This window comes from Hydrogenophilus hirschii (genome assembly GCF_054656675.1).
In genome coordinates, this window is record NZ_BAAHXQ010000001.1 from 880,475 (window position 1) to 902,105 (window position 21,631).

The following is a 21,631-nucleotide window of genomic DNA, read 5'->3' on the forward strand; positions in this document are numbered from 1 at the left end:
TAGAGCCGCGCGCCCTTGCAAAGCCTCCCACGCGACAGGGCTACTCAGCAAAACCCACAACGCGGTGAAAACCAAAAAGAAACGCCGCGTTGCTTCGCGATTGAGCGTCCACGAATCGGCACTCTGTAGCGATAACGAACACGAGGGAAATAGCTGGCCGAATTGCGGCTCCGATGATAGTCAACCGATGACGCGATGACGGTCCCCACTGTCTGAGGCCATGACTCCGCTTGGTAAGCGATCCAGAGTTGCTGCCCACCATAGGCGATCAATACCGAGCCCACGATAACGAAAAGTAGGAGGAAAAAATCGAGGATTTTCGATTTCGTTCGGCGCAACCCTGGTTGGATCATGAGACTTTCCTTCACGCCAATCTCGAAGGCATCGCTTACCGTTACGTTATACTTTCTTTTCGTCGCGAAATCCAAATCTCCACGTTTGTCACCACCGTGCATTTCATCCTCCACGTCAGCAACCGCACCGAAATTCTTCTGGCGCATCTGGTCGATCTGCTCGAGCATGCGCCGCCGCAACCCTTCGAACGCCTGCCCTTCTTGATCGCAGGCCGTGGGATGGAGCGGTGGCTCGAACACCAACTGGCGCGCCACTTCGGGATTTGGGGGAACGGTGAATTCCTTTTTCCCCACCATTTCTTCGACCGGTTGGCCGAAACGTTTGGCGTGACGCTCGATGCCGCGCCGTTGGCTCGGGAACGGACGCGCTGGCGCATCGAGGCAGCGTTGCGCGATCCTGCGTTTGCCGCGACGCTGCCATTCCCCGGGATCGCAGAACCGGACGCCGCGCGGCAGCGTTTTCAGTTGGCCGAGCAGCTCGCCAACCTCTACGACCAGTACCAATTGTTGCGCTCCGATTGGCTCGACGCTTGGTCGCAGGGGCAGAACCCGCTCGCGAACGACCCTCACGCGTCTTGGCAGATGGCGCTGTGGCAAAAGCTTGCGATTGCACCCCACCGCGGGACCTTGTGGCGGCAATTGATCGAACGGCTCGCAGCGCTTTCGGAAGCGGAGGTGGCGCAGCTTCCGCCGCAGATCTTCGTCTTCGGAGTGAGTTATCTTCCTCCGCTCATGCTCGAAGTCTTGCTCGCGCTAAGCGCCCATGTTCCGGTGCACCTGTTCACCCTTTCGCCGTCCGAAACGTACTGGGGCGACATTCCCAAACGGGAAGCGCGGTTTGCTTACCTGAGCGATCCCAACGGCTTACCTGAAGGTACGCACCACCCGTTGCTGATCGCCTACGGGCGGCATGGCGCGCACTTTCAGCGCCTGTTGCTGGAAGCGCAAGCCATGGCCGAACTCACCCATTTCGAACGGCACCAACCCACCGATCGCCCGGTGACCCTGCTCGAGCATCTGCAAAACGACCTCTGCGACAACACGTTATCCCCGCTGCCGCCTGATGTCGAGCGAAACATCCTCTTTCACCGTTGCCATACGCGGCTCAGAGAGGTCGAAGTCCTGCGGGATCGGATCCGAGCCCTGTTGGCGGAGACGCCCGATCTGGTGCTTGACGAAATCGTGGTGATGTCGCCGCAAATCGACCAGTACCGCCCCTTCATCACGCCGCTTTTTGCCGACATTCCGCACACCATCGCCGACCGGACGGTGGTCCATGACGCGCCCGCGCTGCAATGTCTTCTTGATTGGTTCGCGCTGATCCAAGGGGATTTTGCCTGGGACGAGGTATGGGATTTCCTCCACCAACCGTGGGTGATGGCTCGGTTCGACCTCACCGCCGCCGAGCTGGATCTCCTTTCTGAGATGGTCGTCGAGATCGGCGCGGTGCGTTGTGACCTCACGAGCGAGACCCATCGCAACGACTGGCTTTCCGGGCTGCGCCGATTGCTGTTGGGCGCCGTCTGTGATGCACCCGATACCGTTTGGCACGCATTCGCTCCAGTCGGCGCGTGCGAAGGCCAGCGGATGGCGCTCCTTGCTCCGCTTTTCGCGCTGTGGGAACGGATGCGCGAATGGCGCGATCTTGCGCACCACCCAGACGGGTTTTCGCTACCGTTCTGGCAAAAGGAGCTGCGGCGCTTGGCGCAATTTTTCTTTCCTGATGACCCGCAGCGCCTACCGCTCGACGAGGCGATCGAAACATTGGGTGAAGAGGCAGCACCGCTCACCGAAACCGGCACGCCCATCGGGTTTGCCACGATTGCCGCCTGGGTGGAATCTTTGGGGGCGGAACGGCGCAACAGCCGGGGTTTCTTGCAGCGGGGCATTACCTTTTGTGATCTGCTGCCGATGCGTTCGATTCCGGTCCGTGTTCTTTTTCTCATCGGCATGGACGATCAAGCCTACCCCAGGCAACAGCGGGCGCCCGCGTACGATCTGCTGCGGCGCCATTTCCGTATCGGCGACCGCGACCTACGCAGCGAAGACCGCTATACCTTTCTCGAACTGTTGCTGTGCGTGCGCGAACGGCTGGAAATTCTGTGGCAAGGGCTGACCCCGGACACCAACGCCAAGCGGCCGCCTGCGCAGGTGGTGACCGAATTGCGGGAAGTGCTGGAATACGGGTATGGGCTGCCGGTTGAGCGCGACGACGCGCTACCTCCGCATACGCTCACCATCAGCCACCGTGCCTTTCCGTTCCACAGCCGTTACTTCGCCGCGGACACCCCGAACGTGCTGCGCGGTCGCGACAGGGACCATTACGCGATCTGCGTCGCGCTGCGTCACGCAGCAGATGCCTCGTTGGCGCCCGCGGTGGGCGATTCCAGACTGCCGCCGTTGCCGTGGCCAACCCAAGCGCTGGCCCTCGAGACGCTCGCCGCTGCGCTCTCCGCACCGATTGCCTGGCGTTTGGCCCAACATGGCGTCGCGACCGATCCCCTTGTGGAACCGCCGATGCCGCGCGCCAAATTGGTGGTGGATGGCCTCGACGAATGGCGTTTGCGCGAACGCCTCAACGAAGGTGCCCAAGCCCGTTCGGCTTCATGCATGGCATGGGACGAAACCCTGCCCAATGCTACCCTACAACGCGCGCAGGCCGAAGGAGTCTGGCCGCTGCACCCAAGTGGCGCGCGCCGCGCACAGGAAGCATTCGCTCACTTTTCGACCCTTTGGCAGGCGTATCGGCACGCCTGTCCGACTTCGCCCACACCACAGACCTATTCGGTGACGATCGACGGCTGGACGCTCACCGACACCCTCCCCGTTGCAGGGAATCGGACGTTCGTCGCCTTTCACCCCCACCGAGTCACCAAAAAGAACCGACTTCAGCTCTGGTTGCGCCATCTCCTGCTCTGCGCAAGCGACAGAGGCGGTTGGCACACGCACCTCTACGCGTTCGACCGAACCCCGAAAGCAGACACAGCGGCGATCGTTTTACAACACCCGCCGGTCAGCGCAGCGGAGGCGGCGGCAGAGCTCGCGCAGTGGCTCGCGCTGTTTTCCCGAACGCTTAGCGCCCCCTTACCGTGGCACGCCACGTGGTGGGACACGTGGTGGGAAAAATGGCGGTCTTCGTCGCCCGAAAACAACGAACGCGATGCGAAGCGGGAAGCAAATTGCCGCGCCGCGTGGTTCGAATCGGCAGAGCGCGCAATGGGCATGCGCCAAGGGCACGATGGGGGAGGCCACACCGATCCCTCGCTGCTCTGGGCCTTTGGCAACCGTTCCGAAAGCGCGCTCTATGCGCTATTGGAAGAGAGCTACGCGTTATTGCTACCACGGCTCGAATTTTGGGCACAGAAAAGCCAAGTCATCCCGCTCTCCGGTAGCGCCGAAGCCAACTCGGTTCCAAGCGAAACGGGACGAATGGGGGTGAAACCGTGATGCAGGCTGCGCCGTTCGATCTGTACAACGACCCGCTCCTACCGGGTATCCACGCGATCGAAGCGAGCGCCGGAACCGGCAAAACCTACACGTTGGCTCAACTGCTCGTCCGCCTGGTCGTCGAGAAGGCGATTCCAATCGACCAAATCTTGGTGGTCACCTTTACCCGCGCTGCAGCGGCCGAACTGCGCGAACGGATCCACCGCCGTTTGACCGAGGTGGAACTGGCGTTGCACACACCACTCGACGATCCCTCTATTGTTCCTGATGATCCCTTTTCTCTGTGGCTGGCGCGACTCGATCCCAACGCGGCGCGCGACCGTCTGCGTCGCGCGAAAGGGTTGCTCGATCTGGCGCCGATCACAACGATCGACGCGTTTGCGATGCAGGTAGCGCAAGAGGAAGGGTTCGCGTTGGGCATATCGCCCGCGGCAACGCTGCTCGAGGACGAAGCGCGGTTCGACCGACCGCTCATCGACGCGCTATGGCAAAGGAGCGCCGTGTTGCCGCAACTCCTACAAGACGCGGTGATTGCGCGTTATCCCACACCGGACAAACTCGCGTCCGATTTTCACCGCCTGGGCCCGAACGCGCGGTTCTCTTCCCCTACCGATTGGCAAACCCTTTGGCAAGCGCATGAGGTGCTCTATGCCGAGTGGCCGCCAGCGCGTTTGCGTGCGCTTGGAGAAATTTCAGAAGAATTGTTATGTAAAATAAATGCCGACAACCGACGGGGAAAAGTCAAACGGGATCTCATTGCGCCCCTTCTTGCTGGCGAATTGCCAACTTTTCGCGATGCCGCAGGCGGGGTACTGACGTACCTGGAAGGAACTGCGCTACCCAAAAAGGTCCCGTTCGAGACGGCTTTTTCCCCAGAAAATCGGGCGCATGCCGTTGCCGAATGGCGTGCGCTCGACGCGGCGCTACGCGCCACCCCTCCGCTCGACGCAGTGGTCGAAGCCTGGTTCGCCGCACAATTTCACCGATGGCAGGAGTGGCGTGCCGAAGAGCTGGTCCGAAACGACCGCTTCACGTTCGATTCCCTCAAACGCCGCTTGGCGGATCGACTCACCCAAACACCGACCCCGCCCATCTGCACCCGATTGCAGGAGCGGTTTGCCGCGTGTCTCATCGACGAATTTCAAGACACCGATCCTGATCAGTGGCGGGTTTTTCGCACGATCTTCACGCAGTCCCACCATCGGCTCTTTCTCATTGGGGACCCCAAACAAGCGATCTATGGCTTTCGCGGGGCCAATCTGGAGACCTATTTCACGGCGATCGACACCGCGCACCATCGCCACACGCTCACGACCAACTATCGCTCGCACCCTACCCTGATCTCGGGCTTCAACCAACTCTTCGCAAACGACGCGAACCCGTTCCTCGATTCGCGGTGCGTCGCGCACGAAATCGCCGCTGGGCGTTCGCCCGATGCGCTCGGGTTTCGGCTGGGCGCTACGGAGATGACGCGGATTCGGGTAGTAGCCGTAGAAAACGGCGGCGATAGCAGCGCCGAGGCGCTCCGTCGTGCCGAACTGTGGTGCCTTGCGGCCGATATCGTCACCACGCTCGAAACCGGTTGGTTGTGGGAAACGGAGAACGGCGCCCGGCGTGAACGCCCTGTGCGCCCGGGTGATATCGCGGTGCTCACGCCAACGAACGACAACGCCCTTGCGGTTCAAGAGGCGCTGCGGGCAGCGGGGGTGCCGAGCGTGCTCACCAGCCGCACGTCCGTTTGGCTGAGCGACACCGCCGCGGAACTGATCCGCTTGTTGGAAGTGATCCGCAACCCGGCGCGGTTACCCCAACTCAGAGCGCTGCTCCTGGGGCCGTTTTTCCAGTGGTCGGTAGCGCAGCTCGAAGCCGACGAGGCGGTTGCGACCATTGTCCAAGCGCTGGAAGCAGCGCAGCGCACCTGGCAACGCGAAGGGGTGCTTGCAGCGCTCCTAGCGCTTTTTTCGCAGTGCGGTATTTGGGGGACGCTCGCGCGCTTACCCGATGGCGAACGGCGGGTGGCCGACGCGCGCCACCTCATCGAACTCCTCCAAGAAGAGGCGAGCAGCCGCGGACGAACGCCCGAAGCGCTCCTTAGCTGGGCGCGAGCGCGCCACCATGGGGGTGGGGGAAAGGATGACGCGCAACTGCGCTTGGAGCGCGACGACGACGCGGTGACGATCGTCACGATGCACAGCGCGAAAGGACTCGAATACCCGATCGTCTTCCTCTACAACGCCTGGCGGAAGCAGCGATCAGCAAGTACGCCGCTTGCCCTCCCCTTGCCTGATGGCACGCGCGCAAGTTTCACGGAAGCCGACAAAGCGCGCTACAAGACCCTAGCCGAGCAAGAGGCCCGCCGCCTCTTTTACGTTGCGTGTACCCGGGCGCAGCGTCACCTCACGCTCTATTGGCCCCAGCGGTCGAGAGCGGACAACAATCCGTTGGATCAACTGGTCGGCAACCGCCGCTCCCAGCTAGAAGCCTCCTCGGCTTTTTACTTCGAAACGCGGGTTCCCCCCACGCACCTGGCGCGTTGGCAGCACTCCGAAGATCCGGTTACCTTGCAACCGCCAGCGGAACCCCCGCACGAACGCATCACACAAGGCGCGCGGCAACGCACCAGTTTCACTGCGCTTGCGCGCGCGGTCACCCCAGACGAGCGCGAAACCCCGTGGAGCCGCTGGCTGGATGAAGCAACCGACCCGTTTGCGGCAAGTAACGTGGAAAGCGATTCCAGCGGGATTTGTGACCCGCTGCCGGCTGGCACTGCGTTTGGGATCTTTGTCCATGAATGGTTGGAGACCATCGACTTTACCGACCCCGACTGGTCGTGCCTCGAACCTTTGTGGCTGCGCCGCGGCCTCTCTGGCCCCATTCCCGAAGCGGCGCTGCGCACCCGGCTCGCCGCCACTCTCGCTGCCGATTTGGGTGAGTTCACGCTACAGGAGGTGCCGCGTCACGCCACGTTTCGCGAACACCCTTTTCTCTTCGCGGTTGACGCGATCGATCTCGACGCGCTCAACGCTCTGCTTTCGCGCCTCGATCCCGGTTGGCGGCCGTTGCCGACGCGCGACGCGCTGCGCGGGTACGTTACGGGGGTGATCGACCTGATCGTCCATCACAAGGACCGCTACTCGATCATCGACTACAAAACCAACCGCTTGGCGCGGTACGACGCCCAAACCCTGGCGCAGGCGGTGGCGCACCACCGCTATACCCTGCAGGCGCTCCTCTACACGGTGGCCGTGGATCGGTTGCTCGCGCGCTTTCAGCCCGGGTACGATCCCCACCGTCATCTGGGGCCTGTTCACTACCTCTTCATTCGCGGAACCGTAGCCGGAACGTCGCACGGAATCCATACGTTCGCGTTCCCACCGCCATTGCTCGACGAAGCGCGGCGGATCCTGGGCATGGCCGCTGCCGCGTACCGCTAGCGAAAGGAACCCCGATGGAACCGCAAAGCGAAACGACCCAATCGGAACGGGAACGCGAAGAGACGGCAACCACGATTTTGGCGCGCCACCTCGCCCAAACCTTCCAGGCTGTTTCCTCTCCTCCCGCTGGTGCGGATCGAAACGTGGTCGATGAAGCGGAGCGCGCGGGCAAGGCGGTGGAACGCTTCGTGGAGGCGCTTTTGGAAGCCCTTGCCGAGGGCAATACCGCTCTCCAGTTGACTGCCGAAACGGCCGCTTGGTTGCGGCAACAACCGTGGGTTTCGGACGGCTCGCGATTTGCCCCTGTGATCCTTACGGGGACGCTTGCGCAGTTTCACCGCTACTGGCTAGCGGAACAGACCCTGGCCGCTTTTTTCGACGCGCGCGTCGGCATTGGCGCCAATTCCCAAGGGTTACGAAAAGCGGATATCGACCCTGCCGAGACCGCGCCGCTCGATCCCGAATTTCGTGCAGCCGCCGATGCGTTCGCGCTCGAAGCGGAAAAGCGCACGGTGATCGCGCGCGCGCTCACACTGCCGGTGGCCCTCTTGACCGGAGGGCCGGGCACCGGCAAGACGACGACGCTCGCCTGGTTCTTGGCCGCAGCGCTTCGGCGTCATCCTGAGATGCGGATCGCGCTCGCTGCGCCCACTGGGAAAGCGGCGCAACGGATGGGGGAAGCATTGACGCACGTGTTACCCGAATTGCCGCTTTCGGACGCTGCGAAAGCATGTCTTTGTGCGCTCACCCCACTCACGCTGCACCGTCTCTTGGGCATCGGACGCAGACCCGAACCGAGCTACCACGCGCAACGGCCACTGCCTTACGACCTGGTCGTGGTCGATGAGGCATCGATGGTCGATGTGCTGCTTCTTGCCAAACTGGTGCGCGCGCTTCCAGCCACCGCCCAGCTTTTGCTCATCGGCGACCCCAACCAACTCGCCTCCGTGGAAGCCGGCAACGTCTTGGCCGATCTCGTCGCGCGCTACCCGAATTGCCACCTGCCTCTTTCCCGCAGCCACCGCTTCACCGCCGCGATTGGGGCGTTTGCGGATGCGGTGATCGCGGGCAACGGTGACGCGGCGTGGCAGATGCTGTCCCCTGCGGACGAAGCGGTGTTGCGCTCTCTTTTCGCGTCGCATGAGTTCCCCAAAGATCTTCCTCCATTGCGGCTCCAACCGACCGCAGCGGAACTGTTCGCGGCGATCGATCGCGGATTTCAAAGCGTGTTGGCCCACCTTGCCGTTGCGCCCAACGGAAGCGACTTTTCGAGCGTTGCCGCGTACGTGCGCACCCTCTTTGCGCGCTACCGTGTCTTTCGGCTGCTCAGTCCCTTACGCCACGATCGCCGCTATGGCGTGCGTGCCCTCAACGCCCGAATTGCCGAACATTGGCACCGCGCGCACCGCATCCCGTTCGTCGGTACGGGCGCGGGAAGACCGATCCTGCTTGGGCAGCCGATCACGATCGAAAGCAACGACTACAGTCTTTCCCTCTTCAATGGCGACCAAGGGGTGGTCTTTCCGTGGCTAGGGACGCTTTTTGCCTGGTTTCTCGACGCCGACGCGCCGCACGGGGTGCGCCCCGTGCCGCTTGCGCAATTGCCCCATTGGGAGAGCGCGTGGGCGCTGACCGTACACAAAGCGCAAGGGTCGGAATTCGACGCCGTGTTGCTCGTCTTACCTGCCGAGACCGTCACCGTAGCGACGCGCGAACTGCTCTATACCGCGATCACCCGAGCGAAACGCGGGTTCGTTTTCTGGGGTACCGAGGACGCTTTTCGCGCCGCAGTCGCGAATCGGACGGTTCGAGTCAGTGGTTTGGGTGGCGCGGTGGTTGGATCTGGTGCTTCTGCACGTTGATTCTTATGGGCCTTTGGCGGGATTTATTCGTCAAGGCCATGACGGCCAGAGTCACTCGCAGAAGGCGGTCAAAAGCATTGCCGTATCCGGGAAGCAGGTTACCCAATTTGCGATCCATGGTCACAAGCTTGATGTCAAGCGCTTTTGCGAGCGCCACAAATTCACAATCATAGGCTGAGCACCCGCTGTGGTGTGTCAGTGAAAGAACGTCCAGCGAGGTTACGTCGTACTCCTTACCCTGAAACAGCGTTTCCATTTCAGCTTGGATTGCCAGCGCCTGGTCGAAACGGATCAACCCTTTGCGCAGGTAGAGCGAAAGCACATTGCGGAATTCGCTGCGCCAGAGAAAAGGAACCACCCAATCCGGGTCTCGAATCAGAAGCCGCTCCGCTGCTTCCGTATAAGGGGACGGCATCACCAGATAGACGATGAGATTGGTATCAGCAACGATCACGGCCGGCCTTCCTCGATCGCCTGTTGGATCTCCTCAGGTGATACGGCAGAATGCGGAATGTCTGGACGAATCTTGCGAAGACGTTCCAACCGTTCCTCAGGTGGTACCTGATGCGGTCTCAGAGCAATCTCAAGACAGTGGATCAACTCGCTGTTGATGGAACGGTGGTTGGCCTTGGCGACGATTTTAAGCCGTTCGTAGAGATCCTCAGGGATATTCTTCAGCGTGATGGTAGCCACAGCAAAAATCTCATCGTCTTATTTGCACAACCATTATGGTTCCACTTCGATGGAAAATCAAGTCTCTTCTGTGCGATCCGATCCCTTTTTCAACAACCCCTCTAACCCCGCTTCCGCGGCGGCGACGATCTCCCGCGGCATGGTGATCGGTCTGCCCCATTCGCGTGTGGTTTCGCCTGGCCATTTGTTGGTGGCGTCGATCCCCATCTTGCTGCCCAAGCCAGCGACGGGGGAGGCGAAATCGAGGTAATCGATCGGGGTGTTTTCGACCACCATCGTGTCGCGCGCGGCGTCGACACGGGTGGTGAGCGCCCAGATCACCTCCGGCCAGGAACGGATGTCGACGTCGTCATCGACGACGATGATGAATTTGGTGTACATGAATTGGCGCAGGAAACCCCAGACACCGAACATCACACGCCGGGCGTGGCCGGGGTAGGCTTTTTTGATCGCAACGAGCGCCAGCCGATACGAACAACCCTCTGGCGGCAGGTAGAAGTCGACGATCTCCGGGTATTGCCGCTGCAAAAGCGGTACGAAGACTTCGTTCAATGCCATGCCGAGCACTGCCGGTTCGTCCGGTGGCTTTCCGGTATAGGTGGTGTGGTAGATCGCGTCGCGGCGCATCGTGACCCGTGTGACGGTGAGCACCGGGAATTCGGCCCGTTCGTTGTAGTAACCGGTATGGTCGCCGTAGGGGCCTTCCTGCGCGGTGTCGCCGGGGTGGATGAACCCTTCCAGGACGATTTCGGCGCGCGCGGGAACTTCCAGGTCGCCAACGCCCGCGGCGGTGAGTTCGGTCTTTTCGCCGCGCAGTAGGCCTGCGAACTGATATTCGGAGAGGGTGTCGGGAATGGGGGTGACCGCGGCAAGGATCGTTGCCGGGTCGCAACCGAGCACCACTGCAACGGGAAAAGGTTCGCCCGGGTGGACTTTTTGGTGTTCGGCAAAATTGAGCGCACCGCCTCGGTGCGAGAGCCAGCGCATGATCACTCGGTTGCGGTCGATGAGCTGTTGGCGGTAGATACCCAGGTTCTGCCGCTTTTTGTGGGGGCCACGGGTGACGACGAGCCCCCAAGTGATGAGTGGCGCTACGTCCTCTGGCCAGCAGCGCTGGATAGGCAGTTGCGTAAGATCCACCGCGTCGCCTTCCCAGACGACTTCATGCACAGGGGCGCGGCCGACCCGTTTCGGCCCCATGTCGAGCGCGCGGCGCAGAAGCGGCAGTTTTTCCCAGGCGTCGCGCCAACCGCGCGGCGGTTCCGGTTCTTTGAGGTAGGCAAGCAGCCGCCCAAGGTCGCGCAGCGGCTCGCGCCAATCGCCCGATTCGGGGAGCTCTTGCCCCATGCCCCAGACGATGCGTTGTGGCGTGCCGAAGAGGTTGGTGAGTGCCGGAAAGTCGTACGCAGTTCCGTCGCTGCGCGCCGGCTGGGTGAAGAGCAACGCCGGCCCTTCCCGTTTGAGCGTTGCGTCGCTCCACGCGGTCATTTCCAGGTCGGGACTGACCGGTTGCGTGACGCGCAACAGTTCTCCGCGCGACTCGAGAAAGGTCAAGAACGCCCTTAGGTCGGGAAAACGGAGTTCATTGGCCATAGCGCTGTTTCGCTTTCGGAACATAGATTTCGATCGGCACGAACCCGATGTTGAGGCCCAGCCGTGTCTGCTGAAGGTTCGCGAACCGGCGGTCGACGAACGCGAGGGTCTTGCGGCGAACCAAGAAGGTGTAGGGCTGTTCTTCGACAAGGATCCGTTCGGCTTGCCGCCACAGTTGCATCCGTTTCGTCTCGTCGATTTCGCTGCGCGCCGCTTCGATGAGGCGATCGAACTCGGGGTTTTGGAACGAGACGAAGTTGTCTCCCCCCGGCCCGGCCTGTGACGAGTGAAAGATTTGATAGAGGTCAACCTCGACGCCAGAGGTCCACCCTAGCGTAATCGCGTCGAACGCCTTCTGGTTGAGGCGTTCGAGCATCACCGACCATTCTGTGGGGTCCGGTTCGAGAAGGATTCCGGCGCGCGCATAGAGATCTTTCAAGAGAAGCACCATGCGGCGCGTATCGTCGTTGTCTTGGAAGAACGTGAGCTTGAAGCGAAAGGGTTCGCCAGCGGCGTTCACCAGGACGCCGTCATTGGCGCGGCGATGCCAACCAGCTTCGGCAAGAAGCGCAAGCGCCCGTTCGAGGTTCGGGGGTTCGGGGCGCAACGACGGGTCGTGTTGCGGACTGCGCGGGTTGAAGGGGCTGACTGCCGGTTCGGCGTACCCGAGGAAGATTTCGCGGATGATGCGATCGCGGTCGGTCAAAAGCGTGAGCGCTTGCCGCACCCGTTTGTCGGCGAAAAACGTCGGTTTGCCGTCGCGAAGTGGGTTCCATGCGATGAAGCTGTAGCCGGCGGTTGGGGCGAGGTATTCGAACCGTGTCGCGCGCGCGGACAAACGCGTGTCGGCTTTCAGGCGTTCGTATTCGACTGGGCGCGCGCCGTAGAGATCGATTTCGCCATTGCGAAACGCGGTAAGCCGCGCCGTTTCGTTGGTGATCACTTTCCAGACGAGGCGCTCGAAAGGTGGCGCCACCGGTCCCCAATAGCGGGGGTTGCGCTCAAGCTCTACGATTCCCAGATCGGGCCGCCACGATTCCGGGTTACGCAAGCGATAGGGGCCGGTGCCGAAGAGCAACGCCCGCGAGCGGTTGAAGGTTTCGGGCTCGGAAAGGTAGCGTTCGTAGTAGTGGCGTGCCAGGATCTCCATCCCGCCTGCGAGCGCGAGTGCGTCGTAATAGGGTTCGCGAAAGCGAAAGCGGACCGTTCGGGGGTCGAGCGCTTCCACCGCTTCGATCTTTTGCAGGTAGGCCCGTGCGCGCGGCGCGGCGATCCGTTCGTCCATCACGAAGCGGAATGTGAAGACGACATCGTCCGCGGTAAGTGGGGTGCCGTCCGAGAAGCGCACGCCCGGACGCAAGCGGAAGGTGAGTGTTGTCCCCGTTTCGTCGAACGACCACGATTCGGCGAGTAACCCCTGCCACGCCAAGGTTTCGGGGTCGCGCACCAAGAGTGACTCCATCACGTAGGATTGCACTTCGGCGGCATAGGCGTCCGACGAAACGTACGGCGTAAGCGTTGCGATTCCCGTTGGTAGCGCCCGGACGAACCAATCCCCTTCGGCAAAATCGGGACGGGTGCGTGCGTGCGCGGCGCGCGCAAATGCGCCGAGCGCCGGCGGAGTTGCTGCGAAATCGTGCGCCGAATCCTGCGCAGAATCCCGCGCATCTGGTGGTGGCGACCCACCGCCCGTTGCCATTGCGCTGACGCTCAACCGGGCAAGCTGTTGGTTGGCGTAGCGCAAGTCCTGTTGCAGCTCGCGTAACTGCCCTTCCAACCGCCCGACCCGTTCCCATAGGCGGTCGTTTTGCCACATCGCAAGGAGCAAAAGGAGCGCGAGCGTCACCCATTCGAGCAGCCGACCCCAGCCGTTCATCGCGCTGGCTCCAAAGTGGCAGTGAGCGGGGTCGTTGTGCGGAGGCGTTGCAGCTGCGGGATGACCCGCAGTGCGTTTTCGGTAGTCGCCGAGGCGATCGCATCAAAGTCCGCTCCGCGCTGTTCGGCCAAAAAGGCCGCGTAGCGCACGAGATCGGCCGGTTCAGTCCGGCGCGTCGGGCGCGTTTCGGCCCACACGGGTGGGATATCAGGGGCATCGGTCTCGAGCACGATCCCTTCCAGAGGCAGTGTGCCCGCAAGCCGTTGCAGGTGTTTGGCTCGGGGGTGGGTCATCGCGCCGCCAAACCCCAGACAGAACCCGTGCGTGATCAAGTCTTCGGCCTGCGCACGCGAACCGTTGAAGGCGTGAATGATGCCACCGGAAAGGTTGGCTTTGCGGACGCGGATGCGCACCGCTTCGACAGCGCGGCGCGCATGACAGAGCACAGGAAGGTGCAGCCGTTCGGCAAGCGCCAGTTGCGCTTCGAACCAGACGACCTGCCGTGACCATGCAGGAGTGGTAACGAAGCGGTCAAGCCCGATCTCTCCGATCGCGACAGCGCCGTGCTCAGTAATCCACGCTTCGAGCGCCGCGCACGCGAACGCGGCTGCCGCTGTATCGTCGAGCGGCCGCCCCGCCTCGGCTTCGGCCCAGGCGTGGGCGTGGTCGACGAAACAGGGGTGGATGCCCCAGGCATGCGCGAGCGCCGGAAAATGGGCAAGCCGCGCCCGTTGGCTCGGCCACTGGCGCGGCTCGACCGCAGGGATGACCGCAGCCGCAACGCCCGCGCGCAGTGCGCCTTCCCAGACCGCTGCGCGATCGGTGTCGAACTCGGCGGCGTCGAGGTGCAGATGGGTATCGATGAGGGAAATCGGTGGTGGCATCCGTTACCGCAGCCCCTATGGGTCACACTACGTTTTCGGGTGCAGGCGTGTGCTGGTAGCGCGGGGTCCGTTTTTCGATGAACGCGTCGATCCCTTCTTGGGCATCCGGGTGCATCATGTTGCACGCCATCACTTCGGATGCGAGCTGATACGCCGCGTCGATCCCCATTTCGAGTTGACGATAGAAGAGCGATTTACCCATCGCGATCGAGGCACGCGGTTTGGCTTTGATCGAATCGGTGAGCTTATTGATCTCGTCGTCGAGCGCGTCAACCGCGACGACGCGGTTCACCAACCCGAGCGTCTGCGCCCGCTCCGCGGAGATGAATTCGCCGGTGAGCAGCATTTCCATTGCCGGTTTGCGGCCGATGTTGCGGGAAAGCGCCACTGCCGGAGTCGAACAGAAGAGTCCGACCGTGATGCCCGAGACTGCGAAGCGCGCGACATCGGCGGCAACAGCCAAGTCGCAGGTGGCGACGAGTTGGCAACCCGCCGCGGTGGCAATCCCGTGGACACGCGCGATCACCGGCACCGGTAACGTCATGATCGTTCGCATCACTTTGGTGCAGAGTGCAAAGAGGTCGCGTTGGAATTCCAAGGTGCAGTTCGCGCGCATCTCTTTGAGGTCGTGGCCGGCACAGAAGGCTTTGCCTGCGCCAGCAAGGACCACCGCGCGCACCGCTTCGTCCGTTTTGGCGCGTTCGAGTGCAGCGAGCAATGCTTCGAGCATCGCGCGGGAAAGCGCGTTGAACTGGGCGGGACGGTTGAGGGTGAGCGTCAAGACGCCATCGTCGAGCGTCTCTAACACGAAGGGTGCGTCGTTCATTGGGGCTCCTCCTTGTGGGTTATTCGATCGCTTCTTGCGAACGCGCCTGCTCGCGCAAGATGAATTTCTGAATCTTACCCGTCGAGGTCTTCGGCAGCGGCCCAAAAGTGAATTTCTTGGGAATTTTGTAGCCGGCGAGGAATTGGCGGCAGTGTTGCTGCAACTCCTCAGGGGTGACGGAAGCGCCTTCCCGCAATTCGATGAACGCGTGCGGTACCTCACCCCACTTCGGATCGGGGGAAGCGACGACCGCAACCGCCATCACCGCCGGGTGTTTGTAGAGCGCATCTTCGACTTCGATCGACGAGATGTTTTCCCCGCCGGAGATGATGATGTCTTTGGCGCGGTCTTTGATCTTGACGTAGCCGTCGGGTTCGAGCACGCCCAGGTCACCGGTATGGAACCACCCACCGCGGAACGCCTCTTCCGTTGCGGCCGGGTTCTTGAGGTACCCTTTCATCACCAGGTTGCCGCGGAACATCACCTCACCCATCGTCTGGCCGTCACGCGGCACCGGTTGCATCGTATCGGGGTCGAGCACCGAAATCGCCTCTTGGGCGTGGTACGGCACCCCTTGGCGACCGTTCAAGCGCACCTGCTCGGCAAGGGAAAGCGTCGCCCATTCGTCGTGCTTGGCGCACACTGCGGCCGGTCCGTAGGTTTCGGTGAGGCCATAGACGTGGGTGATTTCGAACCCGATTTCGGCCATCGCTTGAAGGACGGCAGCAGGCGGCGGCGCAGCGGCGATCAGCCCTTTCACGGTTCGGCCCGCTTTGCCGCTCTTCCACGCTGGCGGCGCGGCATTGGCGATCATGCTGTGGACGATCGGTGCGCCGCAGTAGTGGGTCACCCCGTGCGTTTCGATCGCCTCCCAAATCCATTTCGGGTCGACGCGCCGCAAGCAGACATTGACACCAGCGTTCGCAGCGACCGTCCACGGGAAGCACCAGCCGTTGCAGTGGAACATCGGTAAGGTCCAGAGGTAGACCGAATGGTGCGACATCCCCCATGAGACGATATTCGAAAGCGCGTTCAGGTAGGCGCCCCGATGGTGGTAAACCACCCCTTTCGGGTTGCCGGTGGTCCCTGAGGTGTAGTTGAGCGAGATCGCATCCCATTCGTCGTCGGGATAACGGAATGCGAAGTTGGGGTCACCGCCACTCAAGAGCCCTTCGTAATCGAGTGTGCCCAGAAGTTCCCCCGGTCCGGAATATTCGGGGTCGTCGACGTCGATCACCAAAATCTTTCGGTCGATACGCGCGAGCGCGGCTTTGACGGTATGTGCATATTCGCGGTCGGTGATGAGGACCTTCGCTTCCCCGTGTTCCAGGATGAACGCGACCGTTTCGGGGTCGAGTCGGGTGTTGATGGTATTGAGCACCGCCCCCGCCCCCGGGACGCCGAAATGGCATTCGAGCATTTCGGGGGTGTTGTTGAGCACCACCGCGACCGTGTCGTTCTTCCCGACCCCAAGATGGTGCAGCGCGGAAGCCAATCGTCGCGCCCGTTCGGCAAACTGGGCCCAGGTGTAACGGCGGTTGCCGTGGATCACTGCCAGCCGATCGGGGTACACGGCAGCGGTGCGTTGCAGGAAGCTGAGTGGCGTGAGCGGCACGTAATTGGCTTCACACCGCTCGAGCCCGACTTCATACGCTTTGGTCATGCGGAGACCTCCTCTGGGTGGGTTAGGCGCAACGAAAAGAGACGGCAGGCATTTTCCGTAGTACGTTCGGCAAAGGTGGCGAAGTCGATTCCGAGAAATTCCGCTAAAAATTCTGCGGTGTGGCGCACAAAGGCGGGTTCGCATCGTTTGCCACGGTGCGGGACGGGCGCCAGATAGGGGGCGTCGGTCTCGACCAGGATCCGGTCGAGCGGAACGTAACGGGCTACCTCCCGGACCGACGCCGCGTTCTTGAACGTGGCGATGCCCGAAAAAGAGATGTAGAAGCCGAGATCCAATGCGGCTTTCGCCGTTTCGCGGCTTTCGGTGAAGCAGTGCATCACGCCGCCAACCGCTTCGGCTCCCTCTTCACGAAGGATTGCGATCGTGTCGTGCGCGGCGGCGCGAGTGTGGATCACGAGCGGCAACTTCAAGGTGCGGGCCGCCTGGATATGGGTACGAAAGCGGGTGCGCTGCCACTCAGGCGCGTCGGTGAGTCGATAATAGTCGAGCCCGGTTTCCCCGATCGCGACGACTTTGGCGTGGTTCGCGAGCGCAACCAAGCGATCCACGGTCGGCTCCTCGACGCCTTCGTTATCTGGGTGGACGCCGACGGTGGCCCAGATATTGGGGTGGGCTTCGGCAATTTCCAGTACCTCTCGCGCGCGTTCCAGCGTGGTGCCGATCGAAACCGCTGCGACGACGCGGTTTGCTGCCATATTGGCCAGAACTTCGTTCAGTCGTTCTTTGAGTCCGGGGAATTCGAGATGGCAATGGGTGTCGATCAGTTGGGTCATGGTCGTTTCTTCGCTTCCGTTGGGGTCATAACGTGTGGGTGGTTTTGCCGGAGCCGATGAGTGCCCCAAGTTTTTGTTCGATCAGCGCTTTGACCTTGGGCGTGAGTTCGCCATCGTCGAAATGCACGCCCACGCCCTGGACGCGCCCGCCGGCGACGTTCGGCGGGTTGATCCACGCAACGGTACCCGAAAGGAGAATCGGTTCCGATTCGTCGGGGAGTTGCACGCGAAGAAAAAGGGGATCGCCCAAACCGAATTTCCGGTTGGTCGGGACGAAGAGACCGCCCCGCTTCAGCCAGGGCATATAGGCGGCGTAGAGCGCAGAGACAGCTTCGATGTGCACGGCGAGCACGGTGGCGCGGGTGCTTGCCTTTTCGCCCATTGCGTTGCTGTTCGCTTCACTAGCCGCGTCTGGGGAAACCATCACGAAACTCCGTCGCAGTAATTCAGCCACAGGGTTTCGCAGAGCGACGCCGTGTTGAGGGGATGATCGACCCACGGCGCGATTGCCGTGGCAAGGCGGGCGATGCGAAACCATTCGATGGGCGAGCGCCGTTTGGCCACGGCTGTGATCTGCGCTGCAGCATCGGGAAAGTGTAAGCGTTCCGGACGATTCGCGCAAGCATCTCCCAAGGTGGCGATGGTGAGCAGATCAGCGAGCCAGTACTGGTACCAACGAAAAAGCTCGGCGAAGCGCAGCCCGTTGGGATCCCCCTCTTGCGCTTTGAGGCGCTGCGTCCATTCGCTGGCCACCGCGATCGGTTGCCGCCATGCGCATTCGGCGGCGTCGCGGACGAACGCATCGCGCAGCGCATTTTTTCCGGACGACAAGAAGCGCCATGCCGCAAGCGGCGCACCCCGATGCAGCGCCAAAGCCGCAGCGATCGCCTGTTGGGGGTCCTTGGCGGGTTCTGCCTGCGCGCCGGCCTGCTGCCACGCCGCGCGCAACCACGCTTCGGCTTGCGCGATCGGGGGGGGAAGGATGCGCCACTGTTGGGTCCGACTGAGAATCGTGGGTAACAACCGTCCAGGCGCGTCACTCACCAAGACGAACAGCACCGCCTGCGGCGGCTCTTCCAGAATTTTGAGTAACGCGTTCGCGGTGTAGCGATTCATCGCTTCGGCCGGTTGGATCACCACTGCACGGCGAACCCCGTGCGCAGAAAGCGCAAGGTCCGCTTGCAACGCGCGCACAGCGTCGATCGGTATGCCCTGCGTACCCGATTGCGGGGTCAATTCGAAACGATCGGGATGCGCGGTTTCGTCGTCGAGCGTACAGGCTGGGCATTGGCCACACGGTTCGATTCCGGCTTCGGGGGGGGCAGCGCAGGTCCAGCGACGCGCCAATAAAGCGGCTAGGTGGTGTTTGCCGACCCCTTCGGGGCCTGCCAGCAAAAGCGCTTGCGGCGCCCGCCCCTGACGCCATGCCTGGAAGAAGCGTTCGATCCAGGGCATCAGCCACGGGTAAGCAAAAGCGGCGTCACCCATCGTGCGCCACTCCCTGCGACGGTGATTGTCGGGTCTTGGGTGCAAACCACCGTTGGGCAACGGTCGCCAATACGATTTCGGTGAGCCGCTCGGGTGGTAACTGCGCGTCCAACACACAATAGCGTTCGGGGTCTTGCGCAGCGCGCGCCAGGTACGCAGCGCGCACTGCGGCAAAGAATGCTTCCGACTCGCGCTCGAAGCGGTCGCACGCGCTGGGACCGTCAGAGAGATCTCGGTTGGCCCGCCGTTTGGCCGCCGCGGCTACCGGTAGGTCGAACAAGAAGACCAGGTCGGGTTGCCGGCCAGAACGGGTCCATTCGTCGAGTTGGCGAAAACGTTCGCGATCGACCCCTCGTCCGCCAACCTGGTACGCGAACGAGGCATCGGCAAAGCGGTCACACACCACCCATCGTCCCGCTGCCAACGCGGGATCGATCACCGTGAGGAGGTGTTCGCGCCGTGCGGCACAGATCAGCATCAATTCGGTCTCCGCGTGCATCTCGTGCGTCAAGACCAACGTTCGGATCGCTTCGCCAACGGGGGTGCCGCCCGGTTCACGCGTGGTGACGGTGGCTACCCCCTGCGCTTGCAGCCACTCCGAGAGCGCCGCGATCTGCGTGCTTTTGCCGGCACCGTCGATTCCTTCGAAAACCAAGAAACGGCCGCGCGTGCTCATTGGGTGGACTCCGCATTCCGCATCGCTTGACGATACGCGCGAACCGCGCGATTGTGTTCGGTTAGGGTTCGGGAAAAGATGCTGGTCGCGTCGGTGCCGCTTGCGACGAAGTAGAGATAGTCGGTCTTTTCGGGGTGAGCAACCGCCTGAAGCGACGCCAAACTGGGCAGTGCAATCGGTGAGGGCGGCAACCCCTGCCGGGTATAGGTGTTGTGGGCGGAGTCGTGGCGCAGATCCCGCTTACTGAGCGAACCGTCGTAGCGTTCGCCCAGCCCGTAGATCACCGTTGGATCGGACTGCAATGGCATCCCTTTGCGCAGGCGGTTGAGGAAAACGGATGCGACTTTGCCGCGATCTTCCGGGTGGGCGGTCTCTTTTTCGACGATCGACGCCAAAATCAACAGGGCTTCCGGGGACTCCAGCGGAAGGTCGGGGTCACGTCCTGCCCAAACTTCTGCCAATACGCGACGCATCCGTTCGTGTGCCTGCCGGTAGATCGTCTGGTCTGGCGTCATCCGGTCGAAGAGGTAGGTATCGGGAAAAAACCACCCTTCGGCATACGGAACTTGGGCGCCGATCGCAGAGAGGATCGTCTGTTCGTCCGCGCCTTGCAGGGTATGGGTCAGATAGGGATGCGCGTCGATTGCCGCCTGCATCTGGCGAAAGGTCCACCCCTCGACGATGGTGAGGCGGTCGCGGATCACCTCGCCACGAACGACCATCGCGAGCGCCTCTTGCGGCGAGACCGACGGTGGAAATTGGTAATATCCAGCGATCACCCGCTCAGGCCGCTCCCGCCAGACCAGCCAGCGCCACAAAAGCGTTTCGCCGCCAAGCGTTTGCGCCAAGCGCTCCGCGGCGCCGATCACACCGGTTCCGCGGGGAATCTGCACCGAGACCGTTTCGGTGACCGGAAGTGGCGTTGTGCGCCACCGTTCCAGCAGCGTCCAGACGCCACCCAGCGCAACGAGCACAAGAAGGAGCAGTGCAAAACCCAACCGAATGCCACCACGCATCGCAACAGGGGGTGGCGCAACGCACGGTTGGATTTCCAGGTGCGGGCAAAAGCGGGTCGTCATGGGGTCGATTCTAGCGAATTTTGCGATAATACCGTCCCATGGAAAGCGCACACGTTGATTCGACCCAGCCCTTCGCGACGTTGCTGGTCAATGGGCCAGACGCACAACGCTTCTTGCAGAGTTTGACGTGCAATGACGTCACGTCATTGACGACAGATGCGCGGCAGTGGAATGGGCTATGCACCCCCAAAGGGCGGTTGTTGGCCATTTTCTGGTTGGAGCGTGTCGAGGAGACCACTTTTCGGATCCTCATCGATCCCGAAAGTGCGCCGTTTCTCCAAAGCACACTCCTCAAATATCGTTTCCGCAGCAAGGTAACGATCGACCTTGGCGCCGAAACGAGCGGCCTGACGTGGGCAACGTTCGTTGCCGAGGGTTGGCCGTGGATTTTGCCGCCAAACCGGGAGATGTTCTTGCCACAATGGGTGAATCTCGACCTCATCGGTGGCGTCAGTTTCAAAAAAGGGTGTTACCCTGGGCAAGAGATCATTGCCCGTACCCGCTATTTGGGAGAAGTCAAACGACGAATGGTCAAAGTGGTGGGCGCGGGTGACCCACCCGCTGCGGGTACGCCTTGCTTTAGTGCGGCGATGGGCGAACAGACTGCCGGGCGCGTGGTGCTTTCCGTGCCGCACCCGGACGGTTATGCGGCGCTTGTATCGGTCCCGAAATCGGTGATCCCGGAAGGCACCGTGGCGATCGGCGCGCCCGACGGCGCGAAAGCGACCCTCACGCCGCTTCCTTACGCGCTCGACGAGGTCAAAGGATGAACTGGAAGCGCCACGCCAGCCTCATCGGCAACCTGCTCCTTTTTATCGCATTCGTGATGCTCTTTTACTTCGGCGCGCTGTGGGAGCGGTTGGGGGTTGGGGCGTTCCTGCTTTGGATGGCGGTTGCTGCGGCGGGCGTCTTCGCGATCCTCAACGCCGAAACGCCGCACGACCCCAACCTCTGACGCAGTCA

General features: G+C 62.1%; 18 protein-coding genes. 5 read left to right on the top strand and 13 right to left on the bottom strand.

Going from position 1 to position 21,631, the window contains the following annotated elements; translation table 11 throughout:
• Nucleotides 1–44: 44 nt before the first annotated feature.
• Entirely contained in the window at nucleotides 45–500 is a 456-nt protein-coding gene (locus tag ACYQ4Z_RS04360) for a DUF3592 domain-containing protein (RefSeq protein ID WP_459860157.1), read from the bottom strand.
• Between ACYQ4Z_RS04360 and ACYQ4Z_RS04365 the strand changes: the two genes are divergently transcribed.
• From ACYQ4Z_RS04365 to recD, 3 genes are read left to right on the top strand one after another with little or no spacing between them, the layout of a single operon-like run.
• A complete protein-coding gene (locus ACYQ4Z_RS04365) occupies nucleotides 450–3,800 on the top strand; it encodes an exodeoxyribonuclease V subunit gamma (RefSeq protein ID WP_219970863.1) in 3,351 nt (1,116 codons plus the stop codon). The genes ACYQ4Z_RS04360 and ACYQ4Z_RS04365 overlap by 51 nt on opposite strands.
• Complete coding sequence (locus ACYQ4Z_RS04370; RefSeq protein WP_459860471.1) at nucleotides 3,800–7,234, top strand: UvrD-helicase domain-containing protein; 3,435 nt, start codon at nucleotides 3,800–3,802, stop codon at nucleotides 7,232–7,234. Before ACYQ4Z_RS04365 ends, ACYQ4Z_RS04370 begins: the two co-directional genes overlap by 1 nt.
• A gap of 14 nt (nucleotides 7,235–7,248) precedes the next feature.
• The gene (gene recD, locus ACYQ4Z_RS04375; RefSeq protein ID WP_438437948.1) at nucleotides 7,249–9,096 is read left to right on the top strand and encodes an exodeoxyribonuclease V subunit alpha; all 1,848 of its coding nucleotides are present in this window, start codon (nucleotides 7,249–7,251) and stop codon (nucleotides 9,094–9,096) included.
• Here the strand turns inward: recD and ACYQ4Z_RS04380 are convergent.
• The 12 genes from ACYQ4Z_RS04380 to mltG are packed head-to-tail and all read right to left on the bottom strand — an operon-like array spanning nucleotide 9,047 to nucleotide 20,668.
• Nucleotides 9,047–9,550 carry a type II toxin-antitoxin system VapC family toxin gene (locus tag ACYQ4Z_RS04380; protein WP_459860159.1) on the bottom strand — a complete coding sequence of 168 codons (504 nt, stop codon included), beginning with the start codon at nucleotides 9,548–9,550 and terminating at the stop codon, nucleotides 9,047–9,049. The genes recD and ACYQ4Z_RS04380 overlap by 50 nt on opposite strands.
• Entirely contained in the window at nucleotides 9,547–9,789 is a 243-nt protein-coding gene (locus ACYQ4Z_RS04385; protein ID WP_217126401.1) for a FitA-like ribbon-helix-helix domain-containing protein, read from the bottom strand. The genes ACYQ4Z_RS04380 and ACYQ4Z_RS04385 overlap by 4 nt, the downstream gene beginning before the upstream one ends.
• A 57-nt stretch (nucleotides 9,790–9,846) precedes the next feature.
• Nucleotides 9,847–11,382 (bottom strand): 4-hydroxy-3-polyprenylbenzoate decarboxylase, encoded by a 1,536-nt coding sequence (gene ubiD, locus ACYQ4Z_RS04390; RefSeq protein ID WP_459860161.1) that lies wholly within the window; start codon nucleotides 11,380–11,382, stop codon nucleotides 9,847–9,849.
• Nucleotides 11,372–13,258 (bottom strand): peptide-binding protein, encoded by a 1,887-nt coding sequence (locus tag ACYQ4Z_RS04395; protein WP_219970885.1) that lies wholly within the window; start codon nucleotides 13,256–13,258, stop codon nucleotides 11,372–11,374. The genes ubiD and ACYQ4Z_RS04395 overlap by 11 nt, the downstream gene beginning before the upstream one ends.
• Nucleotides 13,255–14,142: a TatD family hydrolase gene (locus ACYQ4Z_RS04400; protein WP_219970887.1), complete on the bottom strand. Its 888-nt coding sequence runs from the start codon at nucleotides 14,140–14,142 to the stop codon at nucleotides 13,255–13,257. The genes ACYQ4Z_RS04395 and ACYQ4Z_RS04400 overlap by 4 nt, the downstream gene beginning before the upstream one ends.
• 22 nt (nucleotides 14,143–14,164) lie before the next feature.
• Complete coding sequence (locus ACYQ4Z_RS04405) at nucleotides 14,165–14,968, bottom strand: enoyl-CoA hydratase (protein WP_119335104.1); 804 nt, start codon at nucleotides 14,966–14,968, stop codon at nucleotides 14,165–14,167.
• Between the two features lie 19 nt (nucleotides 14,969–14,987).
• On the bottom strand, nucleotides 14,988–16,631 hold the full coding sequence (locus ACYQ4Z_RS04410) for an acyl-CoA synthetase (RefSeq protein WP_459860164.1): 1,644 nt from the start codon (nucleotides 16,629–16,631) through the stop codon (nucleotides 14,988–14,990).
• Nucleotides 16,628–17,425: a TatD family hydrolase gene (locus ACYQ4Z_RS04415; RefSeq protein WP_219970891.1), complete on the bottom strand. Its 798-nt coding sequence runs from the start codon at nucleotides 17,423–17,425 to the stop codon at nucleotides 16,628–16,630. Before ACYQ4Z_RS04415 ends, ACYQ4Z_RS04410 begins: the two co-directional genes overlap by 4 nt.
• 25 nt (nucleotides 17,426–17,450) lie before the next feature.
• Nucleotides 17,451–17,849, bottom strand: a complete 399-nt coding sequence (locus ACYQ4Z_RS04420; RefSeq protein ID WP_459860166.1) for a PilZ domain-containing protein — start codon at nucleotides 17,847–17,849, stop codon at nucleotides 17,451–17,453.
• Nucleotides 17,849–18,913, bottom strand: coding sequence for a DNA polymerase III subunit delta' (locus ACYQ4Z_RS04425; protein ID WP_119335108.1), 1,065 nt, complete (start codon nucleotides 18,911–18,913; stop codon nucleotides 17,849–17,851). Before ACYQ4Z_RS04425 ends, ACYQ4Z_RS04420 begins: the two co-directional genes overlap by 1 nt.
• Nucleotides 18,906–19,589 carry a dTMP kinase gene (tmk, locus tag ACYQ4Z_RS04430; protein WP_219970906.1) on the bottom strand — a complete coding sequence of 228 codons (684 nt, stop codon included), beginning with the start codon at nucleotides 19,587–19,589 and terminating at the stop codon, nucleotides 18,906–18,908. The genes ACYQ4Z_RS04425 and tmk overlap by 8 nt, the downstream gene beginning before the upstream one ends.
• A complete protein-coding gene (gene mltG, locus ACYQ4Z_RS04435; protein ID WP_459860168.1) occupies nucleotides 19,586–20,668 on the bottom strand; it encodes an endolytic transglycosylase MltG in 1,083 nt (360 codons plus the stop codon). Before mltG ends, tmk begins: the two co-directional genes overlap by 4 nt.
• A gap of 38 nt (nucleotides 20,669–20,706) precedes the next feature.
• Between mltG and ygfZ the strand changes: the two genes are divergently transcribed.
• Nucleotides 20,707–21,438, top strand: coding sequence for a CAF17-like 4Fe-4S cluster assembly/insertion protein YgfZ (ygfZ, locus tag ACYQ4Z_RS04440; protein ID WP_119335110.1), 732 nt, complete (start codon nucleotides 20,707–20,709; stop codon nucleotides 21,436–21,438).
• Complete coding sequence (locus tag ACYQ4Z_RS04445; protein WP_119335111.1) at nucleotides 21,435–21,623, top strand: hypothetical protein; 189 nt, start codon at nucleotides 21,435–21,437, stop codon at nucleotides 21,621–21,623. Before ygfZ ends, ACYQ4Z_RS04445 begins: the two co-directional genes overlap by 4 nt.
• Nucleotides 21,624–21,631 lie beyond the last annotated feature (8 nt).